Source organism: Marinobacter sp., assembly GCF_041686475.1.
Classification (GTDB): domain Bacteria; phylum Pseudomonadota; class Gammaproteobacteria; order Pseudomonadales; family Oleiphilaceae; genus Marinobacter.
Genome location: NZ_JAWLDU010000094.1, coordinates 1 through 6,285 on the forward strand (window position 1 = coordinate 1; position 6,285 = coordinate 6,285).

Annotated in this window: 4 protein-coding genes; all 4 read right to left on the reverse strand. The window is 54.8% G+C overall.

The window, feature by feature from the left end:
- The coding region (locus ACESMB_RS14165) for a hypothetical protein (RefSeq protein ID WP_372971893.1) at positions 1–209 on the reverse strand (209 nt) is incomplete at its 3' end.
- A 58-nt stretch (positions 210–267) separates the two neighbouring features.
- The gene (locus ACESMB_RS14170) at positions 268–1,740 is read right to left on the reverse strand and encodes a sulfatase family protein (RefSeq protein ID WP_372971894.1); all 1,473 of its coding nucleotides are present in this window, start codon (positions 1,738–1,740) and stop codon (positions 268–270) included.
- Between the two features lie 472 nt (positions 1,741–2,212).
- Entirely contained in the window at positions 2,213–4,804 is a 2,592-nt protein-coding gene (locus ACESMB_RS14175) for a hypothetical protein (RefSeq protein WP_372971895.1), read from the reverse strand.
- 12 nt (positions 4,805–4,816) lie between these two features.
- Positions 4,817–6,250, reverse strand: a complete 1,434-nt coding sequence (locus tag ACESMB_RS14180) for an alpha-amylase family glycosyl hydrolase (RefSeq protein ID WP_372971896.1) — start codon at positions 6,248–6,250, stop codon at positions 4,817–4,819.
- Between the last annotated feature and the right edge of the window lie 35 nt (positions 6,251–6,285).

Below are 6,285 nucleotides of genomic sequence, written 5' to 3' on the forward strand. Positions count from 1 at the left end.
AGGCTGGCCACCGGCTTCGTCCGGCTACCGTCGCCCGCGTCATCGCCCGACGGAGCGACATGGATCACCACCTCGGCCGCGAAAGCCGGGCCGGCGGCGAGCACTTGCCCGGTCCCGCCGGTCAGCAAAGCCAGCACCGCTGAGAGCACGATGCCGGTAACACGAACACTCGAAAGACTTTCGCCGAAAGTGAATTTCCAGATTTTCATGTGATGTCCTCACTCATTGATAGGAGATTGTCGCTGAGTCTTTTGATTTTGCACGTTTTCACTTAACGGCCCCGGGACGTGTGTAGCCGCGGTCGCGGGCCTCGGAGAGTATCTTCTGCATCTGCGCCGCACGGTCGGCATTGGCATCAATGAGGTTATTGGTCTCCGCAACATCTTCCTTGATGTTGTAAAGCTCATTCTGCTTCGGCGCTTTGCGCTCGATAAGCTTCCAGTCGCCCATGCGGATCGCGTAGGTACTGTTAGCAGCATGCATGATGACGTGATCGCGTATAGGCAGGCCGGGGTTCTCCTCCGTGAACAAGCGCCACGCGTTAAAGCTGTCTTCGGCGTTGCCATTGGGAAGCGGTACGTCGAACATGCCCGCGAGGGTCGCCAATATATCGGTTAGACAGATCACCTGATCGCTCACTGTACCGGCGGGGACTTTACCCGGCCAGCGCACGAGGAAAGGTTCCCGGAAACCACCTTCAAACTCGCTGTGTTTGCCGCCGCGCAAAGGGCCGTTGATGGCAAGACCGGCATCCATAGCATATTTGATCTCTGGGTCACCCCGGTAAATCACGCCGCCATTATCGCTGGTGAAGATGACGAGCGTATTGTCCGCAAGCTTCAGCCTGTCGAGATGGTCCAGGATCTGTCCCACACACCAATCGAGTTCTTCGATGAAATTGCCATATTTGTCGAACGGACTCCCCGTGAAGCGGGGGTGATAATCATGCGGTTTATGCACCGCCGTGGCGGCATAGTAAACGAAGAAGGGTTCGGAACTGTTCTTCCCGATCCAGTCTGTGGCTTTGTTGGTGAACTCATCCATGAGTAAACGCGTATCGTATTGCTCTTTGATGCCCTTGGTATAGTTAGTCGGGCTATAATTTTCCATTACCTTGACTTCCTCGCCGGGGATGCGCCCGAGCAGCGTTTCGTTTTCGATGAAGGCGTGCGGGCCGTTCCACGCGTTCGCCGCGATGCCGAAGAAATAATCGAATCCGATTGCCCGGGGACCTGGCGCAAGTGGCTTGTTCCAATCCGTCCTCCTCGGCCCCGCCTGCAAGCCGAGATGCCACTTGCCGAACGCGCCGGTGCGGTAGCCCTGACCTTTGCAAAGGGATGCGAGCGTGAGACGGTCGGTTTCAATTTGCAACGGCGCTGCGGCGCCGATGACTCCGCCGCCATCTCCACGCGTGCGCCAATCGTAGCGGCCCGTCATCAATCCGTAGCGCGTCGGCGAACAGACCGAACTGGGTGCGTAAGCGTTGTTGAATCGCCGCCCTTCGCGCGCCAGCCGGTCAAGATGAGGCGTCTTCAACTCTGCCGGCGCACCGTAGCAACCCGAGCTGCCCCATCCGTAGTCATCGGCGAGGATGACGATGATGTTGGGCTTCTGCTTCGGCGCATCGGAAGCGGCCAGCGCAGCAGGCGATTGGGCCAAAAAAGGTACTGCCAGCGCGGCAACGATTGCAGCGGCAGAAAAGGTCTTCCGGGCCTGGAGGCAAGTGCGTGTGGATTTCATGTTGTGTTCTCCATCTTTGATTCCGGTCTACTCGAAAAAGTGTGTCAACAGCCACAGATAGTCGCCTGTGGAGACCACCCAGATCTCTTTCGGATTGTGCCAGATGTCCGACGGCCAATACGGGGCGTCCCCATTCATCCTGGTATGAATGCCGCAGGGAACGGCTCCCAGTTCTCAAGGCTTTCCATGTCGGAAAGCAATTTCGATTCGACGCCCGGTGTTTGAGCTGCTTCTTAGTCGAGGGAATTCTCCACCGGCGCCGGCATGGGCATGGCGGGGAGACCGCCTTCAGCGGGATTGGCACCCTGGCTGCTGGTAGGAGAATGTGCCCTTTCCTCCACAGGTGGTTTGTCGGAGCTGTCCTTTTGACATGGCGATTCTCTCTTTCGAACGCTTCGGGTCAGGGTAAAGGGATTGAGGGTCAAGGGGGCGGGAATCAAACCGGCCCCTCGACGTAATCAAGCAGATGTATCTATTCCGCTGCCCACTGCCGCTCCCAGGGCCGGCCTTCGATGAACTCCTGAGGCAGCGTGGTGCCGGGGATCCAGGCGCCATGAGCGGGGTGGCCCGGGTTGTTGTAGTGCCTGGGAGCGGCAGGCACCTGAGGCCCACCAAACTCGTAGGCGCCGGCATCCGGGCTGGCGTCGTTAACGGGGTCGTCGATGTAGTCCAGCGGCCTGCCGAGTTGATCCGTTGCCAGAACGTCGGGGGCACTCTCAACGATGCTGACTAAGACACCACTGTTGATGGCCGCAGATCCTGCCTTTAGCTGCAAGCCAAGCCCTGAGGGGTATTGGCCCGGACCGAAACCTATCAACCAGGGTTTACCGTTTGCCGGTGTACTGACATACGCACCTTCCGCATCCAGGAACCCATCGCTTCGTAGTTGCCCGGTATTCCAGACAAACTCATGAGAAGGCCTTGTTCCTGGAATAGCATTTACCGCGTAAATGTTGTTTCCAGCTGTCCAGCGGCATTGTTGGCCCTGCGTAAAGAACTGCGTACTGTTACCTACGCCCAAGGTTGCGAAAACGTTGTTATACAGCAGGTGAATGCCTAGCGGGGTTGCCTGGTAATCAAGTCCACCATTAGGTGCCCGCAAGTCTCCCTTAATATTATTCCATGACACATTATGGTGCATCACTACACCATCTGATGCATCGTCGAAATAAAGGCTGGCACTCATACCGAATTCAGCCGGAAACGCCCTGGAATCATGGCCCCAGTTGTGGTGCCAAACAGAAGCATCATAGGCGAAAGCATCCAACAGGGTGCTATCTGCGGGCCTCTCTTTCCTGCCAAGCAGGTTGCGGCCATAATACTGACTATACTGAGCTTTGTTCCAGGCAGCACCGTGGTTTACCGCGTATGAAAATCTAGCCTGGGAGTAATTTCCGCCGCCGTCAACGTTCAGGTAGGAATACTCAGACCAATCATTAAACCCTACATTACCCTCTCGCTGGACATTCCAAAGGTGGACTCTTCCCGTTCTCCAGAAAGTATTGCCATAAATCGTTAAGCCCGTGCTGACAATCGAGGCGGTGATTGATCCTGACCAGTTACCAATATAGGAAAAGTCCTTGAAGTAGTTGTTCTCAATGGTGCAATTCCTTCCAGTCACCACCAATCCGCTACCGGCACCGGTATCAAACACCGAGTTCCTGATTATGCAGTTATCGCCCGTGATCCGGATGCCGGCGCGATGGAGGTTTCCGAAATTGCCATTTCCGTTTCCCTGAAAGATGCCGGTTTCTGATAACTCCAGGTCTAATGGGGAACCAGCTTGCTTCGCCACCATATTCGTTTGATGGTTCAGGTACTTGAACCGGCAATAGTCGATCACAATACCGTTGGCCGGATCGGGCACTGCCTCGGGGTTAAACCTGTCAGACGGGTGGGCACCGGCGATGTAGCCCTGGGCATCGGCCTTCGCCTGAACCGTTGGGTAGGTCGGCTTCTCCGTCTCTGTATATTGTACCGGTACTGGCTGAACGGCATCCCAGGTTTTTGCGTTGCTTGGCCACAGCGATTCTCCGTTGGTCGGGATATCGCAGGCAAAGAAAGTGAGGCGTTTAAGGTGGATGTGAGATTTCCCGGTCAGGTCGAAGCCCCAGTTGCGGGCCTTGTATTCAACATTTTTCGGCACACCGCCGCCGGGGGCCCATAGGTAAAGCTTGTTTTGACTTTTATCATAGTAGAACTCTCCCTCGGCAGTGAGCAGCCCAAGTGCCCCACGCACATAGTAAAGCAGATTGTCCGGAAAGTTTTCGTTTTGCACTCTCCTAAACCAATTGGTAAAGCGACTGAGCATATGATCCCCGCCGTTTGGCATAGTTCCGTCAATCACGAATTCATTTCCACTTGATGAGAGGATCGGGGCGCCAGCGGGCACAAACCAGGCCAGTACCGTACAATATGCTCCCGCCAGGCCTCCGGGAACATTTGGCAGTCCATCATCACGCAAACGGATATTGTTACCTTCCCGGCTCCAGTCCCAATCAGTTCCTCTGGAAGGTATGGTCCTCGCCCGGGCATAGCCATGATCCTTCAACGGGTGCTCGGGGTCGGTCACCTTCGGCCACCTCGCCTCCTGTTGCATCTTGCTGCGCACAAAGATTTGCTGTGCCATCAGGACTTCGTTGCCTGTCACAGCGGGATCGTGGTTGCTGTACTCAACGGTCGGAAGTTGAACGGTCGTTTCGTAGATGGGAGAGGCAGGGTTCAAGTTGGCATGGCTCGCCAGTTGCCAGTTTGTCGTCACCAGATCAGCCCCGCTGATCACCGGCTCGGCGCCGGCATCCGCCTCGAACACGATCGGGTCCTCTTCGGTGCCGCTGTTGAATGGCACCACGGTCTCGCGGTAGATGCCATCGCGGATGTTCACTACGTCTCCTGGCCGTGCCACGCTGGCGGCCTTTTGGATCGTGGCAAAGGGCTCCGTCGCCGTCCCAGGGTTACGGTCCGAGGCGCCAGCGCCCCCGACGTAGAAATCGAGGGCGAGCGTCTGGGGCGTGCCTCCGGCAACAAATGCCATCAATACTATCAAACACAATGCTATCTTCATGCTTGCATCCCTCTAGTCGGTCGAAACGTAAACCTTGTATCCAAAGGGAGTCAATTCGATACCACCAAGTCCCAGGCCCTTGTCACCTGTGAAGTATTCCTCCCACTCTTGTTCGCGGATTCTGGATTCTATTTGAACTGTCTTGTTTTCACCCGACAAGTTGGTGAACACCAAGACCTTTTCATTTCCGAATTCCCGCGCGAAAGCGAAAACGGAGTCATCGACGTTGGTTCTCAGCTTGTAAAACGATCCTTTATACACTGCAGGATGGTTCCGGTGCAGCTTGAACAAGGACCTGTAAAACGGGTACATGGATTCGTCGCCCCATTCAATCTTTCCACGTCCACGGTGATTTGCGTCCTGAGCATTGTAGATCATGTATTTGCCGGGCAACGTTGCGAACAGCACATTGGCAACCTTCATCCCCTCTCCGTAACTATCATAAATATTTCCTCTCCCATGCCGCGGCCTGCTGTTCTCTATTCCAATCACGTCATACCATCGACCTGGATACCACGATCCATGGGTATCATGATTGATGGCATGCCTCATGATCAAAGCACCTTTTTCAAGGTGTGGTTTTTCCGTTTGCAGTAACGAGTCGAGCTTTGTTGCCGGCAACTCATTCCAGAAGACCTTCCACAGATAGGGTACCGTCGTCCAGTCGTAGGTAATGTCGAATAGATCGTGATGAGATTCCTTGTGTGACTCAGCAAGCCAGAAAAGACCGGGGTGTTTTTTGTTTATCCGCGGGATAGATTCGGCCCAAAAATCATCGGGAAACATGTGGGCGCAATCGACGCGGAAGCCATCAAAACCGAAATCCGCCCAGTATTCGAGATACGAACAGGCCCACTCACGGACGCCCTGTTTTGAATAATCCAGTGCGGCTACGTCTGTCCAATTGGCAGGATATGCAATGGTTCCATCATCGCGATGAACATAATATTCCCGATGGGAGGTGATCAGGGGATGATCCCACGATGTGTATTTTGCCACAACGTCCAGTATGGCATACATGCCCGAATCGTGAATAGCATCCAGGAGTTGCTTCAAGTCTGCCTTGGTACCTAAAGACTCGTTCACGCCAAAATGGTCTCTAACACAATACGAACTGCCTTTCGCTTTAAGAATTCCTTTAGGATGGAGAGGCATTAACCATACGATACCTGTGCCCATTTCTTTCAGCCGGGGCACGTCTTTCCTGAAAGCGGCGATGGTGCCTTCCTTGGTATGTCTTTCTAGTGAAGCCTCGTAAAGTGGTAAGCCTTGAGACCATTCAGGGCCTTTTACATTGTCGATTTCGATTTTGAATTCATAGTCAGGCCAGGGCGGTGGTTCGGATCCGTCTTGCGCGGCTACCAGGCGCGGCAGCAGGCTGGCGATCAGCCCGCAGGCCACCAAGGCTGGTGCCGTCGGGCGAAGAAACTCTCGTAGGTGTGACATGCTAATTCCCCTTTATTGAATCAGGTGCTGCCTTC

Excerpts from the sequence above, each read along its gene's own strand:
- ACESMB_RS14170 (WP_372971894.1), bottom strand. The coding sequence starts at position 1,740 with ATGAAATCCACACGCACTTGCCTCCAGGCCCGGAAGACCTTTTCTGCC.
- ACESMB_RS14175 (WP_372971895.1), bottom strand. The coding sequence starts at position 4,804 with ATGAAGATAGCATTGTGTTTGATAGTATTGATGGCATTTGTTGCCGGA.
- ACESMB_RS14180 (WP_372971896.1), bottom strand. The coding sequence starts at position 6,250 with ATGTCACACCTACGAGAGTTTCTTCGCCCGACGGCACCAGCCTTGGTG.